Source organism: Acidocella aluminiidurans (assembly GCF_055383125.1).
The window spans coordinates 3,135,179-3,158,985 of record NZ_AP031589.1 but is presented as its reverse complement, the minus strand read 5'-3'; the positions used below and the strand labels follow the sequence as shown (position 1 = coordinate 3,158,985).

Below are 23,807 nucleotides of genomic sequence, written 5' to 3'. Positions count from 1 at the left end.
AGCCTTGGCGGCTAATTCGCGCCAGCAGATCAAGGGGCTGACATGTCGAACCAGAACGCGGACCAAAAGATCGTCCCGGTGATTCTTTGCGGCGGCTCTGGCACGCGGCTCTGGCCGGTTTCGCGCAAGAGCTTCCCCAAGCAATTCTGGCCGCTGCTTTCCACCACCCCGATGCTGGCCGAAACCGCCCTGCGCGGCACGGGCGCTGGCTTCGCCGCGCCGATCGTCGTGGCCAATCAGGAGCACCGCTTCATCGTCGCCGAACAGCTGCGCGATGCCGGGGTGAAGGCGCCGCGCATTCTGCTGGAGCCGGTGGGGCGCAACTCTGCGCCGGCCATCGCCGCCGCCGCCCTGCTCGCCGCCGAGACCGACCCGCATGCCGTGCTCTGGATCATGGCCGCCGACGCCGCCATTCAGGATGAGCCAGCCTTGCATGAGGCGCTGGCGAAAGCCGCCGCCGCGGCCCGCGCCGGCTATATCGTCACCTTCGGCATGCAGCCTACGGCACCCGAGATCGGCTATGGCTATATCGCCCAGGGCGAGGCGCTCCCCAACCTTTCCGGCGTGCACAAGCTGGCCCGTTTCGTGGAGAAGCCCGACGCCACCCGCGCCGCGCAGATGCTGACCGAAGGCGGTTATCTCTGGAATTCCGGCATGTTTATCTTCCGGGCCGATATCATGATCGAGGAACTACAATCCCTGGCTCCGGAAGTGCTCACCGCCGCCCGTGCCGCTGTTGCCGCGCGTCATGACGATCTGGACTTCATCCGGCTGGACGAGGAAAGTTTCGCCGCCGCGCCGGATATCTCGATCGACTATGCGATCGCCGAGAAGACTCAGAAGGCCGCCGTCGTGCCAGCCGCTCTCGGTTGGTCGGATGTCGGCTCCTGGTCGGCTCTGGCGGAGATCGCGCCGAAGGATGAAGAAGGTAATTTCGTCCAGGGCGATGTAGTGCTGGAACATGCCGAGAATTGCTACGCCCGTTCCGAGGGCATGCTCACCGCTTTGCTGGGGGTGAAGGACCTCGTCGTCGTCACCACCCAGGATGCGGTGCTGGTGGCGCATAAATCCGAGGCGCAGAACGTCAAGAAAATCGTCGACAAGCTGAAAGCCCAGAAACGGCCGGAGGCGGAGGCGCAATATCGCAGCTACCGCCCCTGGGGTTTTTATGAAAGCCTGATCCAGGGCGAGCGCTTCCAGGTGAAGCGCATCGTCGTCTGGCCCGGCCGGCGGCTCTCGCTGCAGAAACATTTCCACCGGGCCGAGCACTGGGTGGTCGTCGCCGGCTGTGCCTTGGTGACGCGGGACACCGAGGAGCTGTTGATCCAGGAGAATGAGAGCATCTATCTGCCGCTCGGCTGCGTGCACCGGTTGGATAACCCGGGAAAAATCCCGCTGACCCTGATCGAGGTCCAGTCAGGCTCCTATCTCGGCGAGGATGATATCGTGAGACTCGAGGACCATTACGGGCGCAGCTGAGACTGGATGGGGGCTTTTTGAAAAGCCCCCATCCCTTCCAACAATTTTGCTCATTTCAGCCGCGCATCTGAGCCTCGATCTCCTCCAGCGAGCGGCCCTTGGTTTCCGGCACCAGCTTGTAAGTGAACAGAAAGGCCGCCCCGGTCAGCACGGCATAGACCAGGAAGGTGGCACTCTGGCCGATCCCCTTCAGCAGATCGAGGAAGGTGAGCGAGACCAGCATGTTGAAGCCCCAATTGGCGATGGTCGCCAGGCTCATGCCGCGCCCGCGGATCGCCAACGGGAAAATCTCCGCGATCAGCAGCCAGAAGACCGGCCCCAGCCCGATCGCGAAGAAGGACACGTAAACCGCGATCAGCACGATCACCAGCACCGCCACCAGATGGCCGCCGCCAGCATGCAGCCCGACGGCAAAGCAGGCGCTGATGCCCAGCAAGCTCACAAACATCCCCACCAGCCCGACCAGCAGCAAGGCGCGCCGCCCGGCATGGTCCAGCAGCCGCATGGCGATGATGGTGAGGATGACATTGATCAGCCCGATCCCGGCCGTCACCAGAATCGCCCCGGCACTGCCGGTCATGCCGCTATCCTTGAAGATGGTGGGGGCGAAATAGATGACCGTGTTGATGCCGGTGATCTGCTGAAAAATCGCCAGCCCGATCCCGATCATCACCGGCAGCCGCGCCCCGGCGGCGAATAGCCGGCTGAAGGGCGCGCGCTCCTTGTCCGCCTCGGCGATATCCTGGCGCAGGGCCGCGAATTCCTCCCCGGACTCGCGCCCTGGCCGCAGCCTGGTCAGCGCGTCCTTGGCTTTGTCCTCCTGCTGGTGCGCCAGCAGCCAGCGCGGGCTCTCCGGCAACAGCGCCATGCCGATCAGCAGCGCCGCGCCGGGGATCGCCGCCAGCCCGAGCATCGCCCGCCAGACTACATCATTCCCACCGCCGCCATGGGCGAGAAAGGTCATCGCGTAATCCAACACGTAGGAGAGGAACGCGCCGATGGTCACGAAGAGCTGGTTGATGGTGACAATGGCGCCGCGCTTCTCCGGCGGGGCGATTTCGGAGAGGTAGAGCGGGGTGAGCATCGAGGCGACGCCGATCGCCAGCCCCACCACCAGCCGCCCGGCAATCAAAGCCGGCAATGACCAGGCGGCGGCGCAGAGCAGCGCTCCTGCCACAAACACCAGCCCGGTGAAGAGCAGCACGATCCGCCGCCCCAGCGCATCCGCCAGCGCCCCGGCGAAGGCCGCGCCCAGCGCCGCGCCGGCCAGCGTCACCGCCACCACGACGCCCTGCATCGCCCCCGACAGATTGAAACTCTCGCGGATATAAAGCAGCGCCCCGGAGATCACCCCGGTATCATAACCAAACAGCAGCCCACCCAAGCCGGCTACAATCGCGATCGTTCCAAACCCCATCTGGCGGCGCATGCTGTGCTCTCCTGCGTTCTGAATCAGCAGGTTGGGCCGCAAGGCGGGTGATTCAAGCACGCAATGGCGTCAGCCGGCCGCCTCCTCCGGCGTGCGCAAGGCCAGTGAGAGCGCGTGCAGCCCGGTCTCGAACTCTGGCTTCAGCGCCTCATTCACCGCGCGCTGGCGGGCCAGGCGGCTCTGCCCGGTGAAGGCGGCCGAGACCATCGAAACCCGGTAATGCGTCTCACCATCCGGTAGCCCGTTGCGCCCGGCATGGCCGGCATGGCGGCGGCTTTCATCCTCGATCTGCAGCGCCAGCGGCGCGAAGCCCGCCTCCAGTGTAGCGCGTATGCGGTCAAGCCTGCTTGTCATCATCTGCTCCGTTTTCTGTCCCGCGCCGCGCGCATGGCGGACGAAGTTCATGTTGCCGCGCGGCCTCTCAACGCGCACATTAGGCCCATGTATTCTTCCGACGACAAGCCGACCAGCCGCCGCCGGGCCTATGTGCCGGACCCGGCCGCCCCCGGCCAGCCTTGCGAAAGCCCGGGCTGCGCCCTGGCGGGCGAATTCCGCGCGCCGAAATCCCGCTCCACCTTGCGCGAATTCCATTGGTTCTGCCTGGAACATGTGCGCGCCTACAATGCCTCCTGGGATTATTATAAGGGCATGTCGCCCGAGGAGATCGAAGCGGCGACCCGGGAGGATTCCTCATGGCAGCGTCCCACCTGGCCGCTGGGTCAGAATGGCCGCGCCGCGCGTCTGGAAGAGGCGATCGAGGCCGAGCTGCACGCCTTCGCCTTCGGCAAGCGCCCGCAGAAAAAGCCGCCCGCTTCGGATATGCCCGCTGAATTGCGGGACCCGTTGAATGTGTTCGGCCTGGCCTGGCCGGTGACGCTGGAGATGGTGAAGACGCGCTACAAGGAGCTGGTGAAGCGCCATCACCCCGATACCCACCAGGGCGATGCCGGGGCCGAAGAAAGATTGAAGACGATCAACCTTGCCTATGCGGCGCTTCGTGGCAAACTGACAATGTCGCCGCAGCCGGACGCCTACGCCGCCTCACCTTGACCCTCCGGCCGCAGGCCCAAGCGCCCCACGCGCGAAGCAATTAGGAATGGATTGAATGAACGACGTCGCCACCGAAACCCGCCCCCTGCCGACCTCGGCGATCGATCTGCCGGATATCACGGTGAAGGTCCGCGAGGTCTTCGGCATCGAGTCGGACCTCGAGGTGCCGGCCTTCTCCCAGCGCACCGAGCATGTGCCCGAGATCGACCCGACCTATAAATTCGACCGCGAGACCACGCTCGCCATCCTCGCCGGCTTCGCCTTCAATCGCCGCGTGATGGTGCAGGGCTATCACGGCACCGGCAAATCCACCCATATCGAGCAGGTGGCGGCACGGCTCAACTGGCCCTGCATCCGCGTCAATCTGGACAGCCATATCAGCCGTATCGATCTCGTCGGCAAGGACGCGATCGTGCTGAAGGACGGCAAGCAGGTCACGGAATTCCGCGAGGGCATCCTGCCCTGGGCGCTGCAGCATGCCTGCGCGCTGGTGTTCGATGAGTATGATGCCGGCCGCCCGGATGTGATGTTCGTGATCCAGCGCGTGCTTGAGGTCGAGGGCAAGCTGACCCTGCTGGACCAGAACCGCGTCATCCGCCCGCACCCGGCCTTCCGGCTGTTCGCCACCGCCAACACGGTGGGGCTGGGCGACACCACCGGCCTCTATCACGGCACCCAGCAGATCAATCAGGGCCAGATGGATCGCTGGAACATCGTCGCCACACTGAACTATCTGCCGCACGCCCAGGAAGTCGCCATCGTGATGGCGAAGATGGGCTTTGATGCCAAGAACGAGGCGGAGAAGAAGCGCGTCGGCGCGATGGTGGCGCTGGCCGACCTCACCCGGGCCGGCTTCATCGCCGGGGATCTCTCCACCGTGATGTCGCCGCGCTCGGTGATCACCTGGGCGGAGAATGCGCGCATCTTCGGCGATCTCGGCTTCGCCTTCCGGCTCACCTTCCTGAACAAGTGCGATGAGGCGGAGCGCCAGACCGTGGCGGAATATTACCAGCGCTGCTTCAACGAAGAGATCCCGACCGGCCTGCGCAAGAGCGCCTGAGGCCATGAGCGGCAAGCAGGACCAGGGCCGGGCGGAGGATTTCAAGCGCGCCACCGCGAGCACGCTGCGCGCCATGGCGCGCACGGCGGATGTGCAGGTGGCGTATCAGCCTGGCCCGTCCGGGCTGGTGGGCAAGCGCGCCCGCCTGCCCGCCCCCTCCCGCGCGCTCGCGGACCCGGAAATGCTGAAGCTGCGCGCCGCGGCGGATGCCATCGCGCTGCGGCTGCGCCACCATGATGACGGCCTGCACAATGCCCGCGCCCCGCAGAGCCGCGAGGCGAAGGAGGCGTTCGACGCGCTGGAGCAGGCGCGGGTCGAGGTCGTCGGCTCGGAATTCATGGCCGGTGTCGCCGCCAATCTGCGCACCAAGCTGGGGGATGATTATATCCAGCAAGGGCTGGACCAGATCACCGCCCGCGACCAGCTGCCGCTGACCGCCGCCCTCGCGCTGATGGCCCGCGCCAAGATGGACCCGGGCTCCATCCCCGAGTCCGCGAAGCCGGCTCTGGCCCTCTGGCGGGACGCGCTGGACGCCAACGCCAACAGCGCCTTGAACGAGCTGGCCGCCGCCCGCGACAACCAGACCGATTTCATCACCGCCGCCCGCAAGCTGCTGGCCGCCATGGAGCTGGCCGAGGGCGAGGTGGAGCCGGGCGACGATGACGAGTCCGAGCAAGAGAATGAGGGCGGTGAGCAGACGCCGCAGCAGGATAATTCCCAGGACAGCCAGGGCGAGAGCCAGCAGGAGGAGGCCCCGATGCTCGCCTCCGCCCCGGAAATGGCAGAAGCCGAGGGCGCAGACGAGCCCGGCGAGGAGGAGGAAGACGCCCAGGATATGGGCGCTGACGATGGCGAAGCCCCGGCCGGCCCGCAGCAGCGCCGCCCGCCCGCCCCGAGCGACGACCATACCAGCTACCGCGCCTTCACCCGCGCCCATGACGAGGAGATCGAAGCCGAGGATCTGTGCGACCCGGACGAGCTGGGGCGGCTGCGCACCCAGCTCGACCAGCAGCTCCAGCATCTGCAGGCGGTGGTCTCCAAGCTCGCCAACCGGCTGCAGCGCCGGCTGCTCGCCCAGCAGACCCGCGCCTGGGAGTTCGACCTTGAGGAAGGCATGCTGGACCCGGCCCGGCTCTCGCGTGTCATCGCCGACCCGCTGCTGGCGCTGACCTATAAGCGCGAGCGCGACACGGATTTCCGCGATACGGTGGTGACCTTGCTGATCGATAATTCCGGCTCGATGCGCGGCCGGCCGATCACCGTGGCGGCGATGTGCGGGGATATTCTCGCCCGCACGCTGGAGCGCTGCGCGGTGAAGGTTGAGGTTCTGGGCTTCACCACCCGCGCCTGGAAGGGCGGGCAGAGCCGCGAGGCCTGGGTGGCGGCGGGCAAGCCCGCGCATCCCGGAAGGCTGAACGATCTCCGCCACATCATCTACAAGGCCGCGGACCAGCCCTGGCGCCGGGCCCGGAAAAATCTCGGGCTGATGCTGCGCGAAGGGCTGTTGAAAGAGAATATCGACGGCGAGGCGCTGCTCTGGGCCTATAAGCGGCTGCTGAACCGGCCGGAGCATCGGCGCATCCTGATGGTGATCTCGGACGGCGCGCCGGTGGATGACTCAACGCTCTCGGTGAATGCCGGCAATTATCTGGAACGGCATCTGCGCGACGTGATCAAGGAGATCGAATCCCGCGACGCGGTGGAGCTGATCGCGATTGGCATCGGCCACGACGTCACCCGCTATTATCGCCGCGCGGTGACGATCGTGGATGCCGAGGAGCTGGGCGGCACGATGATGCGCAAGCTGACCGAGCTGTTCGACGAGGACGCGGCGGATGCGTGGGCAAGGTTTGCAAGCCGGCAATCGACGTTGGTGGCTTAAGTTATAAAAGTTTTTTGGTGCCGCTTTTTTTCAAAAAAGCGGCGAAGAACGTTTGGGGTGGTGACGAGGCCGTTGCCAACGCCCCAACGTTTTTGCAGCTTTTTGAAAAAAGCTGCACCAAAAACTTTTTAAAATAATCTGGCCCCGTTCGGCACCACCTGGTCCGGCGCGAACAACACCACCTCCCCGTCCTGGTCCGGAAAGCCCAGCGTCAGCACCTCGGACATGAATTTGCCGATCTGCCGGGGCGGGAAATTCACCACCGCCGCCACCTGCCGCCCCACCAGCTCCTCCAGCGTATAATGTTTGGTGATCTGCGCGCTGGAGCGCTTCACCCCGATCCCCGGCCCGAAATCGATGGAAAGCTTGTAGGCCGGCTTGCGCGCCTCCGGATATGGCGCAGCGCTCAGCACCGTCCCCACCCTTATATCCACGGCGAGAAACTGGGTGAAATCGATCTGATCGGCGGCGGGCGCTTCATGTGGATGAGTGAGATGCATGTGTGAATTCTATCACGCCCTCATTGCGGCACGAAACGCACATGAAAGGTCACGATGGAGGGCACTTGCACCCCGCCGCGCGTCGCCGGCTGATAGCGCCAGCCCAGCGCCGCTTCGCGCACGCTCGCATCCAGGTCCGCGTAGCCGCTGCTCTGGGTCAGCTCGAAGCGCTCCACCCGGCCATCCTTGCCGACGATCAGCCTGAAGCGCACCACCCCCTGCTCGCCCGCCAGAATCGCCGCGCGGGGATAATCCGGCGCCTGGTTATCGGCAAACGCCACCGCCGGATGCAGCACCGCCACCGTCACCGCCGCCTGCTTCTGCGCCTTGATTTTCGCGCCGGACATTGACGGGGCGGCCGCTGGCTGGGGCGGTGCCACATCCCTGGCTGCCTTGGGCGGTGCCGGCGCAGCCTTCGGCGGTGGGGCGGGCGCGGCGGGTGGCGGGGGCGGCAGCGAGGCCTTTGGGCTCGTGGGCGCGGGCAGTGCCGGCGCCGGGCTACACACCGGCGGCCTGTAGGAGCTGGGTGAAGGTGCCGCGCTGGGGGCTGGCGGGGCGGGGTGCGGTAGAGGAGAGGTTTTCGGTGTCGGTGTCGGCTGGATTGTGCCCTGCGGCGCGGTCTCGGAGACGATGCTGATCGCGATCGGCTCCGGCGGCGCCTTCGGCAGCACCAGCCGCCCCAGCCAGACCAACGCCAAAAGCGCTGCCAGATGCGCGGCCACCGCCAGCAGCGCCATGCGCCAGGGCCAGCCGGGCCGGCCGACGCGCACAGCCTCCAGCCGGTCGGCCTCCGCGGCGCGCAGCCGCGACAGCTCCGGTGCCAGCCCCACGCCAACCAGGCGCAGCCGCGCCGCCGCCCCGGTCATGCCGCCAAATACCCGATTTCAAGTGCGCCGATCACCCAAAAATGCTACCAGGGCTTAACTGCGCGGCGCAATGACCGTGATGATCTCGGCCCAGGAACAATCTTCATCCGCATCGCCCTGTGGCGCTAATCGGCTTCTGTGATGTGATGGCAAGCCACGGCCCGCTTTATCGCAACGGGGATCGGCGCATCGGTTCTGGGATCGAGAAAGATCAGGGGTGTTTTTGCCCCCACACCCCGAAAAACTTTTGCGCCTTTGCCGCTGGGATTTGCAACGGCCTCAGCCGCCTGAAACCTCGCTCTTCAGCCGATACGGCACCACGCCGCGCGCGGCCGTGCCGGTATCCAGCCCCGCCCCCAGCGGCGGCACTGAACGATGGCGGCAATCCGTGCGCGAACAGGCCCGGCAGCCCGGGCCGATCGGCTCCGCCGCCTTGGCATTACCGAGATCCAGCCCCGCCGCGTACACTGTCTGCGCCGCATGGCGGGTCTCGCAGCCCAGCACCACCGCCACCGCGCGTGGCCGGGAGAGATAAGACCCCCCGCCCCGCCCCACCGTGCGGGCGATGTTGAGATAGATCGCGTCATCCGGCGTGCGCGCCAGCTGCACCAGAATCTCGCCGGGATGCGAAAATGCCCGGTACACATTCCAGAGCGGACACGGCCCGCCAAATTGCGCGAACTGAAAGCGGGTGGCGGATGAGCGCTTGAGCACATTTCCGGCAATATCGGTTTTGGCGAAAAAGAAGGGTATCCCGGGCAGGTCTGGCCGCTGCAGGGTGGAGAGCCGGTGGCAGACCTGCTCGAAACTCGCCCCGAACTGGCGCTGCAGACGCTGGATATCATAGCGCGCCGTCCTGGCCGCGTCGTGAAACCGGCCATAAGGCAGCACCAGCGCCCCGGCGAAATAATTCACCAGCGCCAGCCGCGCCAGGCCGTAAGTCTCCTCGGCCGAAAACCGCACCCGGCGCAGCTCCGCCTCGATCGCCCGCTCCTGCTCCAGCCGGGCGATCACATGCGCCAGCCAGAACATCTCGCTCTCCGGCGCCGCCTCGGCCGCCAGATGCAGCGCCTTGGCGCGCCGGTTGAGCCGCCAGAACATCCCTTCCGCCAGCAGGTCCGGCGCGGCGCTCACCGAAATCCCGTGCGCGTCGCGCAGATACCGGCGCAGATCCTCACGCAGGGTCAGCGGCGAAAATCCCTGCCCCTCGAACAACGCCTCCGCCGCCCGATCCAGCGCCTCGAAATGGTTGCGGCGGGACTGCACCCAGTCGCGCACCTCGTCATAGGGAAATAACGGCAGGCTGGCCGGGGCGTGGGCCAGGGCGGCGCGCTGCGCGTCATAGGCCCGGTAGAGGGCCGCGAACGCTTCCGCCAGATGCGGCGCGCCGCGCACCAGCGCCTCGATCTCACTTTGCGCGCCGGGATGGGCGCGAAACAGCGGGTCGGCCAGATCCTCGCGCAATTGCTGCGCCAGCCTGGCATCCTCGCCATCCTGGAAATAGCTGCTTGGCAAATCCAGCCTTGCCGCCGCGCGGGCCAGCAGCCGGGCGGTCAGCGGCCGCTGCTCCGCCTCGATCTGGTTGAGATAGCTGGGCGAAATCCCCAATTCCACAGCCAGCGCCCGCTGCGTCAGCCCGGCGCGCTCGCGGGCTTGGCGCAGCCTCGTCCCTGCGAAGATTTTCGGCGCTTTCATGGGTTTAAATTTGCAAAATTAACAAAACTCGTCCAGCGCCTTCGCATCATTCCTCTGGACGCGCGGCGCCCATAGGATATCTCCAACGCAAACGCCCAAGCCGCAGGAGAGAATGCGATGAACGACACCGCCACGCTGCCGAAGCCGAAGAAATCCGTCGCCTTGTCCGGCGTCGCCGCCGGCAATACCGCGCTTTGCACCGTCGGGCGCACCGGCAATGACCTGCATTATCGCGGCTATGACATTCTGGATTTCGCCGAGACGGCGACGTTCGAGGAGATCGCGCATCTGCTGGTCCACGGCACGCTGCCGGACAAGGCCGCGCTTGCCGCCTACAAAACCAAGCTGCGGGCGATGCGCGGCATCCCCGCCGCCGCCCGCGCGGTGCTGGAGCAGATCCCCGCCAGCGCGCATCCGATGGATGTGATGCGCTCCTACGTCTCCGTGCTCGGCACCATCCTGCCCGAGGCGCATGACCATAACCAGCCGGGCGCGAAGGACATCGCCGACCGGCTGATGGCTTCGCTCGGCTCCGCTTTGCTCTATTGGTATCATTATTCCACCAACGGCAAACGCATCGAGGTCGAGACCGAGGATGACAGCATCGGCGGGCATTTCCTGCGCCTGCTGCATGGGCGTAGCCCCTCCGAGAGCTGGGTGCGGGCGATGCATACCTCGCTGATCCTCTATGCCGAGCATGAGTTCAACGCCTCCACCTTCACCGCCCGGGTCATCGCCGGCACCGGCTCGGACATGTATTCCGCGCTGACCGGCGGCATCGGCGCGCTGCGCGGGCCCAAACATGGCGGCGCCAATGAATTCGCCTTCGAGGTGCAGAAGCGCTACGCGACCCCGGATGAGGCGGAGGCCGATATCCGCGCGCGGATCGAGAAGAAGGAGGTGATCATCGGCTTTGGCCATCCGGTCTATACCATTGCCGACCCGCGCAATGTGGTGATCAAGCGCGTCGCCGAACAACTGTCGCAGGAGGCGGGCAACAGCGCCATGTTCGAGATCGCGGCGCGGATCGAAACGGTGATGATGGACGCGAAAAAGATGTTCCCGAATCTGGATTGGTTCTCCGCTGTCTCTTATCACATGATGGGCGTGCCGACTTTGATGTTCACCCCGCTCTTCGTCATCGCCCGCACCGCCGGCTGGAGCGCGCATGTGATCGAGCAGCGGATTGATGGCAAGATCATCCGTCCTTCGGCCAACTATACCGGGCCGGAAAATCTGCAATTCGTGAAGCTTGAGGACCGGTAGCAAAAGTTTTTTGGTGCCGCTTTTTTTCAAAAAAGCGGCGAAAGACCGTGACGCGTGGCACAGAAGTTGCCACCACCCCAGACGTTTTGCAGCCCTTTTTGAAAAAAGGGCTGCACCCCAAAAACTTTTATAAGTTTGGAGCGTGCCGCCATGACCTATTTGAGCGCTGATTCATATTCCAACATTCCTGCCGGCGAGCGTTTCCGCGCGCTGCTCGCCCGCCCCGGTATTCTCGGCATTCCCGGCACCCATAACGGCCTCGCCGCCCAGCAATCCAAGGCCGCGGGGTTCGAGGCCGCCTATCTCTCCGGTGCCGCGATGACCGCCTCGATGGGCCTGCCCGATCTCGGCATCATCACCGTCGACGAGGTCTGCTTCTTCATCCGCCAGGTCGCCCGCGCCTCTGGCCTGCCGGTGCTGGTGGACGGCGATACCGGCTATGGCGAAGCGCTGAACGTGATGCACATGGTCCGCGCCTTCGAGGATGCGGGGGCTGCCGCCGTGCATCTGGAAGACCAGATTTTGCCGAAGAAATGCGGCCATCTGAACGACAAGAAAATCGCCCCGGCGCAGGATATGGCCGCCAAGATTGCCGCCGCCCGGCATGCGCGCCGGCATCTCTACATCATCGCCCGCACCGATGCCGCCGCCTCGGAGGGCCTCGAAGGTGCTGTCGCCCGCGCCAAGCTTTATATGGAAGCGGGTGCCGATGCGATTTTCCCCGAAGCGCTGAATACCGAGGACATGTTCCGCGAATTCGCCAAACGCATGGAGGGCACAAAGCTGCTCGCCAACATGACCGAATTCGGCCGCACGCCGTTCTACACCAAGGAGCAGTTCGAGGATTTCGGCTATAAGATGGTGATTTGGCCGGTCACTTCGCTGCGCGTCGCCGCCCTGGCGCAGGAGAAACTCTACAAGGCCATCGCCAAGGATGGCGGGGCGCAGAATTGCGTCGAGCAGATGCTCACCCGCAAGGATCTCTACGCCACCATCGATTATGCCGGGTTCGAGGCGCTGGATGCGACCATCGTGAAAACCATCATCCCCGAGGCCATGCCGCAATAGATGGCCCAGGCGGCGAGGATACACTATATCCTATCCATGCCGCACGATGCCGCCCACTCCCACGAGACCGAGATTGCCGCCCGGATCAAGGCCGCGGAGGCCACCTGCGCGCAGCACGGCACCCAGCTCACCGCCTTGCGGCGCGAGGTGCTGGAGCTGATCCTGCAGGCCAGCGCGCCGGTGACGGCCTATCAGCTGCTCGACCAGTTGAAGCCGATCCGCAAATCCGCGGTGCCGCCGACGATCTATCGCTCGCTGGAATTTCTGCTGGAAAACCGGCTGATCCACCGGATCGAGCGGCTGAACGCTTTCGTGCCCTGCGCCGAGGCGGATCACCACCATGACGACGCGCAGTTTCTGATCTGCAAACGCTGCGGCGCGGTGACGGAGATCGAGGATCACGCGGTCTCGCACGCTCTGGCCAGTGCCGCCGCACGGCAGGGTTTTACCATCAGCCGCGCCGTCATCGAAGTCGAAGGGCTGTGCGCGAACTGCGCCGCCCCCCAGAGCTGACGCCAGCACTTTCAGGCCCGCGTCATGCGCGCCCCCAAATAAACCAAAGCCGCGCCCCCACCCGTGAAAAACCCCATCGGCCAGTCGCTGAAATAAGCCAGGGCCAGTGAGACCGAGGACAGCCCCAGCGCCAAGCCCATCGAAAGCAGGAACGCCCCGCCCGGCCGGGCGCAGAGCCGCGCCGCCGCCGCCCCCGGCCCCAGCATCAGGCTGAATACCAGCAGCGCCCCGGTCACCGGCACCGCGAAGCCCGCCGCCAGCGCCAGCAGCGCCAGGAACAGGAATTCCAGCAGCGCCGGATTGCCGCCTTGCACGCGGGTCAGCTCCGGGGAGAGGGCGGAGAGGCTGAGCGGGCGCATCATCAGCCACAAAGCCAGCGGCACACAGAGCCCGATTGCCCCCAGCACCGGCAGATCCGCCGGGCCGAGTGCGAAGACCTGCCCGAACAGCAGCCCATAGACCGAGCCGGCATAATGGCCGGAGAGCGAGAGGAACAACGCCCCCAGCGCCAGCAGGCCGGAGAGCAGCAAGGCGGTGGCGGAATCCCGCCGCGCGCGGCGCTGCATCAGCGCCAGCAGCCCGGCCCCGCCGAGCGCGAAACCGCCCAACCCTAGCCACAGCGGAAAGCCAAACAGGCTGGCCGCCGCCGCGCCGGGAAAGGCCGCCATGGGAAGCGAATGCGCGGCGAAGCCGGCACGGCGGACCACCACGAAATACCCCGCCGCCCCGGCCGCCAGCGCCACCAGGCTGGTCGCCAGCCAGATCTCCGCCAGCCAGCTCATGCCCGCCGCCCCCAGCGCGCCGCCTCGTGAAACAGGAACAGCAGCGCCACGATGAAGAAGCTCACCGGCCAGGTCCGCCCCGGGATCCAGCCATAAGAGGCATAAGCCAGCGCCACCCCGCCCCAGCAGGCGGCCAGCCCCAGCCCCATCGAGAGCAGCACCGCGCGCATCGGCGAGCCGGCCAGCCGCAAGGCGCTCGCCGCCGGGCCGATCAGCAGGGCGGTCGCCAGAATCGCGCCGATGGTCATCGCCGCCAGCGTCACCCCGAGCGCCAGCAGCGCCAGAAATGCGAACCCGAGCGCGCGCACCGGCAGCCGCGCCACAAGCGCCAGCTCCGCATCCAATGTGGCGAGCAGCAGCGGCCGGGCAATGAGCGCCAGCCCCAGCAAACACAGACCCGCCAGCACACAGGCCCAGAGCGCGGTGCCGGGCGGCGCCGAAAACATCGCCCCGAACATCACCGCCTGCGCCGCCCCTGAGGCGCCATGGCCGGTCAGGCAAAAATGCAGCAGCAACGCCGTCACGCCGAGCCCCGCACCCAGCACTATGCCCGCCGCCTCGTCCCGCGCCGCCGCCCGCCGGGGCTGCAACAATTCCAGCGCCCCCACCCCAGCGATGCCGAACAGCAGAAACCCCAGCAGCGGCGAAATTCCGAACAGCAGCGCTCCGGCCCCGCCGGCAGAGCTGACATCCGAGAGCGCATGCCCGGCGAAGGCCTGGCCGCGCAGCACGGTGAATACCCCCAACGCCCCGCAGAGCAGCCCCGCCGCCGCGCTCAGCAGCAGCGCGGTCTGCACCGGCCCGCTTTGCAGAAACGCCATCATCTCAAGGGATCGCCGTCACGTGCGCGGCCTCGCATTCCGCGCAGTACGCCTCTTCCTCCGGCTCGAATCCGGCATTGCCGGCCACCACCAGCACCCGCCCATGTACGCGGATGACGTCGATATGGTAGCCATAGAGCTTCGAGAGCACTTCCGTGCGCACCACCTTTTCCACCGGCCCGCAGATCGCCTGCCCGTTGGCGACATAGAGAATACGATCCATCACCGGCAGCAGCGGGTTCATGTCATGCGCGCAGAGCAGCACGCTCATCCGCCGCTCCCGGCAGAGCCGGCGCAGCAGCGCCACAATCTCGGCGGCCGCCTTGATGTCCAGATTGGCCAGCGGCTCGTCCAGCAGCAGCAATTCCGGCTGGCGCACCAGCGCATGGGCGATCAGCACACGCTGCTGCTGCCCGCCCGAAAGCCGGCCGATGCGCTGTTCGGCAAAGCCTTCCGCCTCCACCGCCCGCAAGGCGGCGGCCACGGCCTCACGCCGGGCGCGCGAGGGCAGCGCGAAGCCGAATTTATGCCCATCCAGCCCCAGCGCCACGAAATCCCTCGCCCGCACCGGCAGATCCGGCTCCAGCGCGATTTTCTGCGGCACATAGCCGATCCGCCCGCCGGCCTGGATCCGCCCGGAGACGGGCAGCAGCCCCAGGATCGCCCGCAGCAGCGTGGTCTTGCCAGCACCATTGGCGCCGATCAGCCCGCAGAAACTGCCCCGGGGCAGCGCGAAGCTGATATCGCGCAGCACCTCCCGCCCGCCATGGGCGATCGCCAGATCGGTAACCTCAAGTGCCGGCTGATCCACCAAAAAATCCTTGAATAAAAAACCAAAAGTTTTTGGTGCCGCTTTTTTCAAAAAGCGGCGAAAAACCGCGACGCGTGGCAACGCCCTTGCCACCACCCCACCCCACCGGCGGCCTTCCACCGCCGCCTGCACCCCCAAAAACTTTTGGCACTTAAGAGCAGGGGGTCACAAGCGCAATGGCTTACTTCGCGGCCAGGGCGGTAGCCAGCGCCGTCGTCGCCTGCAGCATCCAGTCCTGATAATTTTTGGCCCCGCTCGGCATCAGCTCATAGACTGGCACAATCTGCACCTGATGCTGCTTCGCCAGCGCCAGCAGCGCCTCGGTCTGCGGGTCCGTCACCTGCTCATTATAGGCAAAGAGCTTCACCTTGTTGTCGCGCAGCAGCGCCTGCTCCGTCGCCACATCCTGCGGCGCCGGATCGGTATCATTCATCACCGACAGCTCATAGGAAAACGGCGTCATGATCTTCAGCCCCGTCTCCTGCAGCAGATAATCCGCCACTGGCTCCGTCACCGCCACCGGCGCGCCTTCATATTGTGCCTTCACCTTGGCGATCTCCGCCCGCCAGGGCGCCAGCGAGGCATCGAAGGCATGCAGATTGGCCTGGTACTGCGCCTTGTGCGCCGGGTCCTTGGCCTCGAAAAACGCCGCGGCAGCAGCCGCCACCGCCGGCATCGTATCGGTGCGGTACCAGAGATGCGGGTTGGGTGTGCTGTCCGGCAGCTTCAGCAGCGCCTGCGCGCTCAGCAGCTTGGCCTTGCTGCCCTTCAGCAATTGCGCCGCCCAGGAATCGTAGCCCAGCCCGTTTTCCACCACCAGATCGGCCTTGCGGAACTGTGCGGCGATGCGCGGCGTCGCCTCGAACTCATGCGGATCGGTGTTCGGATCGGACTGGATCGCGCTCACCTTCACATAAGGCACGCCAATCTGCGCCAGCACATCCGCATATTGGTTTTCCAGACCGACCGCATGCAGCACTGTCTGGGCCATCGCCAAATGCCCGGCCAGACCAAAGACCAGCGCCAAACCGATACGATGAAACGCCATACGCCAACTCCCAAACATCACATTTGGAGTTGATATATTATATCATCTCATTCGTCCAGCCTGTTTACCGGGTCAGCGCCTCCAGCCGGGATTTGTCGAGAATCTGGATCCGGCGCGCCGAGATCAGCTTCACCACCCCATCGCGCTCCAGCTGCGACAAGGTGCGGGAGATGGTCTCGATCGTCAGCCCAAGATAATCGGCGATATCCTGGCGCGAGGTCACCAGCTCCACCACCGGCCCCAGGGCCGGCAGGTCGAGCAGGAAATGCGCCAGCTTCTGCGGCGCGTTGCAGCGGCCGAGCAGCAGCGCATGGGTCTGGGCGCGCTGCAGCGCCTGCATGGCGTAATGATAAAGCTGCGCCGCCTCCTGCGGGTCGCTCTGCAAGGCCGGCTGGCGCAGCGCCACCAGCGTGGAATCGCTCACCGCCTCGGCGCAGAGCGTATGCACGCCGTTCAGCTCGAAGCCGAACACATCGCCCGGCCGGTAGAAGGCGTCGATATGCCGGCGCCCATCCGCCTGGAAGGCGCAGGCCCGCACCAGCCCGGAGACGACCCGGTACATGCAGCGCGCCGCATCGCCCTGGCTGAAGACACTCGCCTCCGCCGCCACATGCAGAACCGAGGCGGCATGCTGCGGCGCCGGACGGCCCGGCGCCATCTTCGTGGCCAGAAATTGCGGCGCTTGCGACCTCATCATGGTGACGGACATTTTGCGATCCCCTCAAAGACAGAGGGATCTAGCGCCGCGTCGCCTCGCCTCGCTATCCGGTTTGTTCCTTAAGGGATTCTACGTAGCCCAGCCTCCCGGGCAGGCAGGCGACGATGCTTTCCACCAGCACATCGCCCTGCACCGGGGTTTCCAGCACCAGCCACACCCCCGCCGCCCGCGCCTGCGCCTGCATCTGCGGCGAGAGACAAGGCGCCAGCAGCACCACCCTGGCCACCGCGCCGGCCCGGCGCGCCAAGGCGGCCAGGGCACAGCCATCCAGGCGCGGCGGCGCATGGCGCAGCACCAGGCAGACGGCCAGGGACAGATCCTGCCGCGCCAGCAACAGACTCTCGCTGGCGCAGAGCCGTACCTCCACCCCTTCCAGCGCCAGCGCGAAACGCAGGGCCTGGCCGACCGGTTCCTCATCCGAATGCACCAGCACCAGCGGCCGTGACTCGGCCATATGCTCCCAACCCTTCCTTAACCCTGCGCTGCCGCCTCAACAGGCATTTTCGCCCCCACCCTGTCCGCCCCGCCCGGCATCTGCCTTGATACACCGCAACTTCACGACGTTTTGAACCGCAAACAGGTGATTGCGCTGTGATTTTAATCGGGTAATGTCACTGAAACCGCATCCCGGCAGGCGGGCCGGGGCGGCCTGTCAAACATGGGAGACCACATGAAAAAATTCCTCGCGCCGGCCATTGCCGCCGCCTGTCTGCTCGCTGGCCTGGCGCCGGTGGCCGCTTCTGCCAAAGACTTCAAAGAGATCAAGTTCGGCGTCGACGCCACCTATCCGCCCTTCGAGAGCCTGTCCTCCTCGGGCCAGTTCCAGGGCTTCGACATCGATCTCGGCAACGCCATCTGCGCCGAGCTGAAGGTCAAGTGCGTGTTCGTGAGCCAGTCTTTCGACGGCATCATCCCCGCGCTCGAAGCCCGCAAGTTCGACGCGATCCTGTCCTCGATGACCGTTACCCCGGAGCGCGCCAAGCAGGTCGCCTTCTCCTCCGAGATGTATGACGAGCCGACCAGCCTGATCGCCAAGAAGGGCTCCGGCCTGAAGCCGACCGCGGCGAGCCTGAAGGGCAAGACCGTCGGCGTTGAAGCCGGCACCATCCAGGAGACCTACGCCAAGACCTACTGGCAGCCGAACGGCGTCAATGTCGTCTCCTATCAGGGCCAGGACCAGGTCTATGCCGATCTGCTCTCCGGCCGTCTGGACGCCTCTCTGCAGGATAGCGTCGAGGCCGATTACGGCTTCCTGAAGACCCCGAAGGGCGCTGATTACGCGCTGGCCGGCAATGTCACCTCCGATCCGAAGGACGTGCTGGGCTCCTACATCGCCATCGGCGTGCGCAAGGACGAGCCGGCGCTGCTGAAGAAGATCGACTGGGCGATCGCGCAGATCCACAAGAACGGCACCTACAAGAAGCTGCAGGCGAAATATTTCAACTTCAGCATCTATAACGCCGAAGCCGCCAAGCAGGCGCCCTGATTCTTAAGACCATCCGGCCCCGGCATCTTTGCGCCGGGGCCGGCTTTCGCTACAGGGCTGGAGCATGTTCAATCTCGGTGGCTACGGGCCGCAACTTCTCGCCGGCACCATCACGACGATCGAGCTCTCATTGCTCTCGCTCGTGGTCTCTTTCCTGCTCGGCCTCATCGGCGCCTCGGCGAAGCTCTCCAAGAACCGCACCGCCCGGGCGCTGGCCACCCTCTACACCACCCTGATCCGCGGCGTGCCCGACCTGGTGCTGATGCTGCTGATCTTCTATTCGCTGCAGATCTGGATCAACGATCTCACCGACTGGATCGATAATCTGCAAAACGCGGTGGATCTGGAATTCAATCTCGACCCGTTCACCAGCGGCGTCATCACGCTGGGCTTCATCTATGGCGCCTATTTCACCGAAACCTTTCGCGGCGCCTTCATGGCGGTGCCCAAGGGCCAGTTGGAAGCCGCGCGCGCCTTTGGTATGCGCCCCTTCCTGGTCTTCCGCCGGGTGCTGTTCCCGCAAATGATGCGTTACGCCCTGCCGGGCCTTGGCAATAACTGGCAGGTGATCCTGAAAGCCACCGCCCTGGTCTCGATCATCGGCCTCACCGATGTTGTGAAAATCGCCCAGCAGGCCGGCGAGGCCACCTTCGAGACCTTCTATTTCATCAGCATCGCCGGGGCGGTCTATCTGGTGCTCACCATCATCTCCAACGGTGTGCTGCTGCTGCTCGAGCGCAAATACATGATCGGCGTGCGCAAGGCGGTGCTATGATCTATATTCTTCAACATTACGGCCTGGCGCTGCTGGTCTCCGACGGCTACCAGATGACCGGCGTGGCGATGACGCTGTGGCTGCTGATCATCTCCTGCGCCATCGGCTTCTGCCTGGCGCTGCCGCTGGCGATCGCGCGCAATTCCAAAAATCCGCTGATCTGGGGGCCGGTCTGGCTCTATGGCTTCATCTTTCGCGGCACCCCGCTCTATGTGCAGCTGCTGCTGATCTATACCGGCATTTACGGGCTGCATTTCGTCCATGACACGCCGCCGCTGGCGCATTTCTTCCGCTCCGCGCTGAACTGCACCCTGCTCTCCTTCGCGCTGAATACCGGCGCCTACACCACCGAGATTTTCTACGGCGCCATCCGCGACACCGCCTTCGGCGAGGTCGAGGCCGGGCGCGCCTATGGCATGTCGCGCGTCACGCTCTACCGGCGCATCATCATCCCCTCCGCGCTGCGCCGCGCCTTGCCGATGTACAGCAATGAGGTGATCCTGATGCTGCACGCCACCACCCTGGCCTTTACCGCCACGGTGCCTGACATTCTGAAAGTGGCCAACGACGCCTATACCGCAACCTACGCGCCGTTCGATGCGTTCGGGCTGGCGGCGATCATCTATCTCTGCATTTCCTTCACCCTGATCTTCTGCTTCCGCCGGGCGGAGCGGCATTTCCTGGCGCATCTGGCGGCCTGAAAAAACCCGGAAAACTTATCGCAAGTTTTTGGCGGCCGTGGGGGCTTTTTCCAAAAAGCTCCTGCCTCTTACACCGCCTTCGGTTGTGTTTCGTTGCCGGCCCGGGTTAGAGTGGCTGCACAACAACGCCACCAGGGGAGCATGAAGACCGAGCCCTCCACGCACGCCCCGGCGGATGCCGCCTGGCTGGACCGCGAAGCGCATCTGCGCTCCATCCTGGAGACCGTGCCCGACGCCATGGTGGTGATCGACGAGCAGGGCGACATCATCTCCTTCTCCGCCGCCGCCGAGAAGCTTTTCGGCTACCAGCAGGCCGAACTCACCGGCCGCAATGTCAGCCTGCTGATGCCCTCGCCTTACCGTGAGCAGCACGACCAATATCTCTCCCGCTATCTCACCACCGGCGAGAAACGCATCATCGGCGCCTCGCGGGTGGTGATGGGCCAGCGCCGCGATGCCACCACCTTCCCGATGGAACTCTATATCGGTGAGGCGGTGATGGGCGCGCGGCGCGTCTTCACCGGCTTCGTGCGCGACCTCACCGAGCGCCAGGAAACCCAGGCCCGGCTGCATGAGCTGCAATCCGAGCTCGCCCATATGTCGCGCTTCACCGCCATGGGCGAAATGGCCTCCACCCTGGCGCATGAGCTAAACCAGCCGCTCACCGCCATCGCCACCTATCTCAGCGGCTGCAAGCGCCTGCTGGCGCGCGGCGATGCCGACCCGGCGCTGCTGCAGGACGGTATCGAGCGCGCCGCCGAACAGGCGCTGCGGGCCGGGCAGATCATCCGCCGGCTGCGCGATTTCGTCACCCGCGGCGCCACCGAACGCCAGCGCGAACCCCTGCCCAAGCTGATCGAGGAAGCCAGCGCCCTGGCGCTGATCGGCGCCCGGGAGAGCGGGGTGCATGTCGGCTTCAGCTTCCATCCGGACTGCCCCGTCGCCATCGCCGACAAGGTGCAGATCCAGCAGGTGCTGGTGAACCTGATCCGCAACGCGATGGAGGCGATGCAGGGCGGTGCGGTGAAAACCCTGCAGATCGAGACCGCCCCGCTGCCCGACGGGATGGTGCGCATCGCCGTTGCCGATACCGGCCCCGGCATCGCCCCGGAGGTCGCCGCTCAGCTCTTCCAGCCTTTCGTCACCACCAAGGCGAGCGGCATGGGGGTGGGGCTCTCGGTTTCGCGCACCATCATCGAGGCGCATGGCGGCAAGCTCTGGGCGGAACCGCGCCCCGGCGGCGGCACCCTCTTCGCCTTCACCTTGCGTGCCGCATGAGCGCCGACATCGTCCATCTCATCGATGACGACGAGGCGGTGCGCGCCGCCCTGGTCTTTCTGCTGGCCAGCGCCGGCCACAGCGTGCGCGCCTACGACTCGGCCAGCGCCTTCCTGGACAGCCCCGTCCCGCTCGCCCCGGGCTGCATCGTCACCGATGTGCGGATGCCGGGTTTGAGCGGGCTGGATCTGCAGCGCACCCTCACCGAACGGCGGATCTTCCTGCCGGTCATCGTCATCACCGGCCATGGCGACGTGCCGCTGGCGGTGGCGGCGATGAAGAACGGGGCGGTGGATTTCATCGAAAAACCCTTCTCTGACGAAACCTTGCTGGCGGCGGTGGAGGAAGGCTTCGCCCGCCAGGCCCGCGCCCTGGCCGGCGCGGCGGATGCCGAGGCCATCCTCGCCCGGCTGCGCCGCCTCACCCCGCGCGAGGCGGAGGTGCTGGACGGGCTGGTGCAGGGGCTGCCGAATAAGAGCATCGCCTATGACCTCAAGATCAGCGCCCGCACGGTGGAAATCCACCGCGCCAAGCTGATGGAGAAGATGCAGGCCGGTAGCCTGCCGGATCTGGTCCGCATGGTGCTCACCGCCCGCGCCGTGCCCTGATCGCGCCCGTCCCCGCCGTTTTTCCGCCCCCAAGCGCCGCCCAGGCTTGACTCTGGGCCTTGAGGGGCGCACAGGCTCGGGCTTGGAAAAAACCGTCGTGCTGCGAGTGTTCGCACCACGGCGCGTTTTGCGTTGCGTGGGGTTGTGGCTCGTAAGGGGCCGGAGCACCAGGCGAGGCGATTGGGATTGGAGTTTGGCCTGATGTTCGACAATCTGTCGGGCAAGTTCGGTGATATTTTCGACAGGCTCCGCCGGCGCGGGGCGCTGTCGGAATCTGACGTCACCGAGGCGCTGCGCGAAATCCGTCTGGCGCTGCTGGATGCGGACGTGGCGCTGCCGGTGGTCAAGGATTTCGTGGCCAAGGTGCGCGAGCAGGCGGTGGGCGCGGAAGTGCTGCGCTCGGTCACACCGGGGCAGATGGTCGTCAAGATCGTCAATGACGCGCTGATCGAGGCGCTGGGCGGGCTGCCCGCCCCGCTGAACCTGCTGGCCCCCGCCCCGCTGCCGATTCTGATGGTGGGTCTGCAGGGCTCCGGCAAGACCACCACCTCCGGCAAGATCGCGCTGCGGCTGCGCACGCGCGAGCGCAAGAAGGTGCTGCTGGCCAGCCTGGATACGCAGCGCCCGGCCGCGCAATTGCAGCTGGAACAGCTCGCCCAGCGCGCCGAGGTGACCAGCCTGCCGATCATCGCCGGGCAAACGCCGTTGCAGATCGCCAACCGCGCCATGGATACGGCGCGGCGCGAATCCTACGATGTGGTGATCCTGGATACGGCCGGGCGGCTCTCCATCGACCTCGCCTTGATGGAAGAGGTGAAGGCGATCCGCGCCGCGGTGAACCCGGTGGAGACGCTGCTGGTCGTGGATGCGATGACCGGCCAGGACGCGGTGAGCACCGCGACCGCCTTCAACGAGGCCGTCAGCATCACCGGCATTGTGATGACGCGCCTGGATGGCGATGCCCGCGGTGGCGCGGCGCTGTCCATGCGGGCCGTCACCGGCGCGCCGATCAAGCTGATCGGCCAGGGCGAAAAGCTGGACGCGCTGGATGAGTTCAACCCGGAGCGGATCGCCGGGCGGATTCTCGGCATGGGCGACATTGTCGGGCTGGTCGAGAAGGCCGCCGAGACGATCGACAAGGTGGAGGCCGAGAAGCTCGCCAAGCGGATGGCGAAGGGCAAGTTCGATCTGGACGATTATGCCGCGCAGCTGAAGCAGATTTCCAAGATGGGCTCGATGTCCGGGATTCTCGGGCTGCTGCCCGGCATGGGCAAGGTGAAGCAGCAGATCGCCGATGCGAATCTCGACCAGACGGTGTTCAAGCGCCATCTCGCCATCATCGGCTCGATGACGGCGGCCGAGCGCCGGGCACCGGATATCATGAAGGCCAGCCGCAAGAAGCGCGTGGCGGCCGGCTCCGGCACCTCGGTGCAGGAGGTGAACAAGCTGCTGAAGCAGTTCGACGATATGTCGACGATGATGAAGCGGATGAACAAGATGGGCGGGCCTGAGGCGATGATGCGCCAGATGCAGGCCGCCATGGGCGCCGCCAAGGGCGGCCGCAAACCCTTTTAACGTTTACGATGAAACCAAGGAGTCTCTATGTCTGTTAAAATCCGCCTCTCCCGCGCCGGCGCCAAGAAGCGCCCGTTCTACCATATCGTCGTCGCCGATGCGAACGCGCCGCGCGACGGCAAGTTCATCGAGCGCGTGGGCACCTACAACCCGATGCTGCCGGCCGAGCATGCCGAGCGCGTGCTGCTGAAGACCGAGCGTCTGCAGTACTGGCTCTCCAACGGCGCCCAGGCGACCGACCGCGTCGCCCGCTTCCTGGCCAAGGCCGAGCTGATCAAGGCGCCGGTCTATGCCGAGCAGCCGAAGCAGTCCGCGCCGAAGAAGAAGGCCCAGGAGCGCGCCGCCGCCAAGGCCAAGGCCGAAGCCGCCGCTTGATCTTTTGAGGGCATAGGCAGA

Annotated in this window: 26 protein-coding genes; 14 read left to right on the top strand and 12 right to left on the bottom strand. The window is 65.7% G+C overall.

Annotated elements, in window-relative coordinates; genetic code table 11:
• Window positions 1–42: 42 nt before the first annotated feature.
• Entirely contained in the window at window positions 43–1,479 is a 1,437-nt protein-coding gene (locus ACZ46S_RS15540; RefSeq protein ID WP_464062491.1) for a mannose-1-phosphate guanylyltransferase/mannose-6-phosphate isomerase, read from the top strand.
• 55 nt (window positions 1,480–1,534) lie between these two features.
• On the opposite strand, the gene ACZ46S_RS15535 is transcribed toward ACZ46S_RS15540, so the two are convergent.
• Both ACZ46S_RS15535 and ACZ46S_RS15530 read right to left on the bottom strand, forming a co-directional pair.
• Entirely contained in the window at window positions 1,535–2,908 is a 1,374-nt protein-coding gene (locus tag ACZ46S_RS15535; RefSeq protein WP_464062490.1) for a sugar porter family MFS transporter, read from the bottom strand.
• A 69-nt stretch (window positions 2,909–2,977) separates the two neighbouring features.
• Complete coding sequence (locus tag ACZ46S_RS15530; RefSeq protein ID WP_295744554.1) at window positions 2,978–3,262, bottom strand: BolA family protein; 285 nt, start codon at window positions 3,260–3,262, stop codon at window positions 2,978–2,980.
• An 87-nt stretch (window positions 3,263–3,349) separates the two neighbouring features.
• On the opposite strand from ACZ46S_RS15530, the gene ACZ46S_RS15525 reads away from it, so the two are divergent.
• Genes ACZ46S_RS15525 through cobT form a run of 3 tightly spaced genes read left to right on the top strand, consistent with a single transcriptional unit; the run spans window position 3,350 to window position 6,900 of the window.
• Window positions 3,350–3,958 (top strand): J domain-containing protein, encoded by a 609-nt coding sequence (locus ACZ46S_RS15525; RefSeq protein ID WP_295744557.1) that lies wholly within the window; start codon window positions 3,350–3,352, stop codon window positions 3,956–3,958.
• 55 nt (window positions 3,959–4,013) lie between these two features.
• A complete protein-coding gene (gene cobS, locus ACZ46S_RS15520) occupies window positions 4,014–5,018 on the top strand; it encodes a cobaltochelatase subunit CobS (RefSeq protein ID WP_464062489.1) in 1,005 nt (334 codons plus the stop codon).
• A gap of 4 nt (window positions 5,019–5,022) precedes the next feature.
• Entirely contained in the window at window positions 5,023–6,900 is a 1,878-nt protein-coding gene (gene cobT / locus ACZ46S_RS15515) for a cobaltochelatase subunit CobT (protein ID WP_464062488.1), read from the top strand.
• Between the two features lie 128 nt (window positions 6,901–7,028).
• Here cobT and ACZ46S_RS15510 read toward each other — a convergent pair whose 3' ends face one another.
• From ACZ46S_RS15510 to ACZ46S_RS15500, 3 genes are all read right to left on the bottom strand, one after another.
• Window positions 7,029–7,400, bottom strand: coding sequence for a tRNA-binding protein (locus ACZ46S_RS15510; protein ID WP_295744563.1), 372 nt, complete (start codon window positions 7,398–7,400; stop codon window positions 7,029–7,031).
• 20 nt (window positions 7,401–7,420) lie between these two features.
• The gene (locus ACZ46S_RS15505; RefSeq protein WP_464062487.1) at window positions 7,421–8,266 is read right to left on the bottom strand and encodes an energy transducer TonB; all 846 of its coding nucleotides are present in this window, start codon (window positions 8,264–8,266) and stop codon (window positions 7,421–7,423) included.
• 279 nt (window positions 8,267–8,545) lie between these two features.
• On the bottom strand, window positions 8,546–9,961 hold the full coding sequence (locus ACZ46S_RS15500; RefSeq protein ID WP_464062486.1) for a short-chain fatty acyl-CoA regulator family protein: 1,416 nt from the start codon (window positions 9,959–9,961) through the stop codon (window positions 8,546–8,548).
• Window positions 9,962–10,078: 117 nt separating this feature from the next.
• Here ACZ46S_RS15500 and prpC point away from each other — a divergent pair, with 117 nt between their 5' ends.
• Window positions 10,079–11,227, top strand: a complete 1,149-nt coding sequence (gene prpC / locus ACZ46S_RS15495) for a bifunctional 2-methylcitrate synthase/citrate synthase (protein ID WP_464062485.1) — start codon at window positions 10,079–10,081, stop codon at window positions 11,225–11,227.
• A gap of 26 nt (window positions 11,228–11,253) precedes the next feature.
• Here the strand turns inward: prpC and ACZ46S_RS15490 are convergent, their stop codons facing one another.
• Window positions 11,254–11,379 carry a hypothetical protein gene (locus tag ACZ46S_RS15490; RefSeq protein WP_464062484.1) on the bottom strand — a complete coding sequence of 42 codons (126 nt, stop codon included), beginning with the start codon at window positions 11,377–11,379 and terminating at the stop codon, window positions 11,254–11,256.
• Here ACZ46S_RS15490 and prpB point away from each other — a divergent pair.
• Together prpB and ACZ46S_RS15480 are read left to right on the top strand one after the other, a co-directional pair.
• Window positions 11,378–12,295 (top strand): methylisocitrate lyase, encoded by a 918-nt coding sequence (gene prpB, locus ACZ46S_RS15485; protein ID WP_464062483.1) that lies wholly within the window; start codon window positions 11,378–11,380, stop codon window positions 12,293–12,295. The genes ACZ46S_RS15490 and prpB overlap by 2 nt on opposite strands.
• Before the next feature lie 36 nt (window positions 12,296–12,331).
• Window positions 12,332–12,808 (top strand): Fur family transcriptional regulator, encoded by a 477-nt coding sequence (locus ACZ46S_RS15480; protein WP_464062482.1) that lies wholly within the window; start codon window positions 12,332–12,334, stop codon window positions 12,806–12,808.
• Window positions 12,809–12,819: 11 nt separating this feature from the next.
• Here the strand turns inward: ACZ46S_RS15480 and ACZ46S_RS15475 are convergent, their stop codons facing one another.
• The 6 genes from ACZ46S_RS15475 to ACZ46S_RS15450 form a co-directional block, all read right to left on the bottom strand.
• Complete coding sequence (locus ACZ46S_RS15475) at window positions 12,820–13,590, bottom strand: metal ABC transporter permease (RefSeq protein ID WP_464062481.1); 771 nt, start codon at window positions 13,588–13,590, stop codon at window positions 12,820–12,822.
• A complete protein-coding gene (locus ACZ46S_RS15470) occupies window positions 13,587–14,414 on the bottom strand; it encodes a metal ABC transporter permease (RefSeq protein ID WP_295744578.1) in 828 nt (275 codons plus the stop codon). The genes ACZ46S_RS15475 and ACZ46S_RS15470 overlap by 4 nt, the downstream gene beginning before the upstream one ends.
• 1 nt (window position 14,415) lies before the next feature.
• Window positions 14,416–15,222, bottom strand: coding sequence for a metal ABC transporter ATP-binding protein (locus ACZ46S_RS15465; RefSeq protein ID WP_464062480.1), 807 nt, complete (start codon window positions 15,220–15,222; stop codon window positions 14,416–14,418).
• 181 nt (window positions 15,223–15,403) lie between these two features.
• Entirely contained in the window at window positions 15,404–16,270 is an 867-nt protein-coding gene (locus ACZ46S_RS15460; protein WP_464062479.1) for a metal ABC transporter solute-binding protein, Zn/Mn family, read from the bottom strand.
• Between the two features lie 64 nt (window positions 16,271–16,334).
• A complete protein-coding gene (locus ACZ46S_RS15455; RefSeq protein WP_464062478.1) occupies window positions 16,335–16,967 on the bottom strand; it encodes a helix-turn-helix domain-containing protein in 633 nt (210 codons plus the stop codon).
• Between the two features lie 64 nt (window positions 16,968–17,031).
• Window positions 17,032–17,442 carry a hypothetical protein gene (locus ACZ46S_RS15450; RefSeq protein WP_464062477.1) on the bottom strand — a complete coding sequence of 137 codons (411 nt, stop codon included), beginning with the start codon at window positions 17,440–17,442 and terminating at the stop codon, window positions 17,032–17,034.
• A gap of 216 nt (window positions 17,443–17,658) precedes the next feature.
• Between ACZ46S_RS15450 and ACZ46S_RS15445 the strand changes: the two genes are divergently transcribed.
• The 7 genes from ACZ46S_RS15445 (at window position 17,659) to rpsP (ending at window position 23,786) form a co-directional block, all read left to right on the top strand.
• On the top strand, window positions 17,659–18,474 hold the full coding sequence (locus ACZ46S_RS15445) for an ABC transporter substrate-binding protein (RefSeq protein WP_464062476.1): 816 nt from the start codon (window positions 17,659–17,661) through the stop codon (window positions 18,472–18,474).
• A 64-nt stretch (window positions 18,475–18,538) separates the two neighbouring features.
• Window positions 18,539–19,249, top strand: coding sequence for an ABC transporter permease (locus ACZ46S_RS15440; RefSeq protein WP_295743606.1), 711 nt, complete (start codon window positions 18,539–18,541; stop codon window positions 19,247–19,249).
• Window positions 19,246–19,950: a histidine ABC transporter permease HisM gene (gene hisM / locus ACZ46S_RS15435; protein ID WP_295743609.1), complete on the top strand. Its 705-nt coding sequence runs from the start codon at window positions 19,246–19,248 to the stop codon at window positions 19,948–19,950. The genes ACZ46S_RS15440 and hisM overlap by 4 nt, the downstream gene beginning before the upstream one ends.
• Window positions 19,951–20,091: 141 nt before the next feature.
• Complete coding sequence (locus tag ACZ46S_RS15430) at window positions 20,092–21,228, top strand: sensor histidine kinase (protein ID WP_295743612.1); 1,137 nt, start codon at window positions 20,092–20,094, stop codon at window positions 21,226–21,228.
• Complete coding sequence (gene fixJ, locus ACZ46S_RS15425; protein WP_464062475.1) at window positions 21,225–21,836, top strand: response regulator FixJ; 612 nt, start codon at window positions 21,225–21,227, stop codon at window positions 21,834–21,836. The genes ACZ46S_RS15430 and fixJ overlap by 4 nt, the downstream gene beginning before the upstream one ends.
• 201 nt (window positions 21,837–22,037) lie before the next feature.
• Entirely contained in the window at window positions 22,038–23,411 is a 1,374-nt protein-coding gene (gene ffh / locus ACZ46S_RS15420) for a signal recognition particle protein (RefSeq protein ID WP_464062474.1), read from the top strand.
• A 27-nt stretch (window positions 23,412–23,438) separates the two neighbouring features.
• Window positions 23,439–23,786: a 30S ribosomal protein S16 gene (gene rpsP / locus ACZ46S_RS15415; RefSeq protein WP_295743622.1), complete on the top strand. Its 348-nt coding sequence runs from the start codon at window positions 23,439–23,441 to the stop codon at window positions 23,784–23,786.
• Window positions 23,787–23,807: the final 21 nt, after the last annotated feature.

What these genes read in the sequence shown, in the direction of transcription:
- ACZ46S_RS15540 (WP_464062491.1), top strand. Translation starts at nt 43, where the DNA reads ATGTCGAACCAGAACGCGGACCAAAAGATCGTCCCGGTGATTCTTTGC.
- ACZ46S_RS15535 (WP_464062490.1), bottom strand. Translation starts at nt 2,908, where the DNA reads ATGCGCCGCCAGATGGGGTTTGGAACGATCGCGATTGTAGCCGGCTTG.
- ACZ46S_RS15530 (WP_295744554.1), bottom strand. Translation starts at nt 3,262, where the DNA reads ATGACAAGCAGGCTTGACCGCATACGCGCTACACTGGAGGCGGGCTTC.
- ACZ46S_RS15525 (WP_295744557.1), top strand. Translation starts at nt 3,350, where the DNA reads ATGTATTCTTCCGACGACAAGCCGACCAGCCGCCGCCGGGCCTATGTG.
- cobS (WP_464062489.1), top strand. Translation starts at nt 4,014, where the DNA reads ATGAACGACGTCGCCACCGAAACCCGCCCCCTGCCGACCTCGGCGATC.
- cobT (WP_464062488.1), top strand. Translation starts at nt 5,023, where the DNA reads ATGAGCGGCAAGCAGGACCAGGGCCGGGCGGAGGATTTCAAGCGCGCC.
- ACZ46S_RS15510 (WP_295744563.1), bottom strand. Translation starts at nt 7,400, where the DNA reads ATGCATCTCACTCATCCACATGAAGCGCCCGCCGCCGATCAGATCGAT.
- ACZ46S_RS15505 (WP_464062487.1), bottom strand. Translation starts at nt 8,266, where the DNA reads ATGACCGGGGCGGCGGCGCGGCTGCGCCTGGTTGGCGTGGGGCTGGCA.
- ACZ46S_RS15500 (WP_464062486.1), bottom strand. Translation starts at nt 9,961, where the DNA reads ATGAAAGCGCCGAAAATCTTCGCAGGGACGAGGCTGCGCCAAGCCCGC.
- prpC (WP_464062485.1), top strand. Translation starts at nt 10,079, where the DNA reads ATGAACGACACCGCCACGCTGCCGAAGCCGAAGAAATCCGTCGCCTTG.
- prpB (WP_464062483.1), top strand. Translation starts at nt 11,378, where the DNA reads ATGACCTATTTGAGCGCTGATTCATATTCCAACATTCCTGCCGGCGAG.
- ACZ46S_RS15490 (WP_464062484.1), bottom strand. Translation starts at nt 11,379, where the DNA reads ATGGCGGCACGCTCCAAACTTATAAAAGTTTTTGGGGTGCAGCCCTTT.
- ACZ46S_RS15480 (WP_464062482.1), top strand. Translation starts at nt 12,332, where the DNA reads ATGCCGCACGATGCCGCCCACTCCCACGAGACCGAGATTGCCGCCCGG.
- ACZ46S_RS15475 (WP_464062481.1), bottom strand. Translation starts at nt 13,590, where the DNA reads ATGAGCTGGCTGGCGGAGATCTGGCTGGCGACCAGCCTGGTGGCGCTG.
- ACZ46S_RS15470 (WP_295744578.1), bottom strand. Translation starts at nt 14,414, where the DNA reads ATGATGGCGTTTCTGCAAAGCGGGCCGGTGCAGACCGCGCTGCTGCTG.
- ACZ46S_RS15460 (WP_464062479.1), bottom strand. Translation starts at nt 16,270, where the DNA reads ATGGCGTTTCATCGTATCGGTTTGGCGCTGGTCTTTGGTCTGGCCGGG.
- ACZ46S_RS15455 (WP_464062478.1), bottom strand. Translation starts at nt 16,967, where the DNA reads ATGATGAGGTCGCAAGCGCCGCAATTTCTGGCCACGAAGATGGCGCCG.
- ACZ46S_RS15450 (WP_464062477.1), bottom strand. Translation starts at nt 17,442, where the DNA reads ATGGCCGAGTCACGGCCGCTGGTGCTGGTGCATTCGGATGAGGAACCG.
- ACZ46S_RS15445 (WP_464062476.1), top strand. Translation starts at nt 17,659, where the DNA reads ATGAAAAAATTCCTCGCGCCGGCCATTGCCGCCGCCTGTCTGCTCGCT.
- ACZ46S_RS15440 (WP_295743606.1), top strand. Translation starts at nt 18,539, where the DNA reads ATGTTCAATCTCGGTGGCTACGGGCCGCAACTTCTCGCCGGCACCATC.
- hisM (WP_295743609.1), top strand. Translation starts at nt 19,246, where the DNA reads ATGATCTATATTCTTCAACATTACGGCCTGGCGCTGCTGGTCTCCGAC.
- ACZ46S_RS15430 (WP_295743612.1), top strand. Translation starts at nt 20,092, where the DNA reads ATGAAGACCGAGCCCTCCACGCACGCCCCGGCGGATGCCGCCTGGCTG.
- fixJ (WP_464062475.1), top strand. Translation starts at nt 21,225, where the DNA reads ATGAGCGCCGACATCGTCCATCTCATCGATGACGACGAGGCGGTGCGC.
- ffh (WP_464062474.1), top strand. Translation starts at nt 22,038, where the DNA reads ATGTTCGACAATCTGTCGGGCAAGTTCGGTGATATTTTCGACAGGCTC.
- rpsP (WP_295743622.1), top strand. Translation starts at nt 23,439, where the DNA reads ATGTCTGTTAAAATCCGCCTCTCCCGCGCCGGCGCCAAGAAGCGCCCG.